A 730-nucleotide genomic window follows, 5' to 3' on the forward strand; every position below is an offset into this window, starting at 1 on the left:
AAGACATACCCAACGCATGCGTAATTCGGCTTGGGTTTGTCAATCCTGCAGCACACCGCCGGCGCCTTCCAGCGCCTCGCGCGTGTCGACATCGACAGACGCCGCCGCGCCGATCTCGACATCGATGACATCGAGCCCTTCGGTCTCGACCAGATGGCGTGCACCGGTGTCGCCCTCCAGATGGGCGATCGCCGGAAACAGCGAACGCGGCAACAGCACCGGATTGCCGCGCTTGCCGTCATGCGAAGCGCGGACCACCGCATTGCCGCCGCCCTTGCGGAACGCATCGATCAAGCTGTCGAGATCGTCGGACGTGATATCGGGCATGTCGCCGAGCGCGATCATCACACCGGCGGAGTCCTCCGGCAGATAGGCAATGCCGGCCTTCAGCGACGTGGACAAGCCGTCGGTAAAATCAGGATTGTCGGCGAAGGTCACGTCGAGGCCCGCCAGCGCAGCGCGCACCCGCTCGCGCTGGTGGCCGGTGACGACGACAGTTCTGGACGCCTTCGAGCCAAGCGCCCGCTCGGCGGTGCGGCGCACCAGCGGCTTGCCGTCGAACAGCGCCAACAGCTTGTTCGGCCCGCCCATGCGGCTCGACCGGCCGGCCGCCAGCAGCACGATGCCGACCTTCAGCTGAGATTTGGCCGGCAGCGGTTCGCGCGGCTGCGGCCGTGTGGGGATTGCCATCAGCAGCCCGCCGACCCCCATGCCGGCAATATCCCTGGCG

1 protein-coding gene is annotated in these 730 nt (G+C 67.0%); it reads right to left on the reverse strand.

All coding sequences use genetic code 11. The features are described 5' to 3' along the window. Positions 1-39: 39 nt before the first annotated feature. Positions 40-730 (reverse strand): nucleotidyltransferase family protein (locus ENZ74_RS33450; protein ID WP_164761480.1); only part of this gene is annotated, 691 nt, incomplete at its 5' end.

Origin of the sequence: Mesorhizobium sp. M7A.F.Ca.CA.002.15.2.1, from assembly GCF_003998715.1 — a bacterium.
In the GTDB taxonomy this organism is placed as follows: domain Bacteria; phylum Pseudomonadota; class Alphaproteobacteria; order Rhizobiales; family Rhizobiaceae; genus Mesorhizobium; species Mesorhizobium ciceri.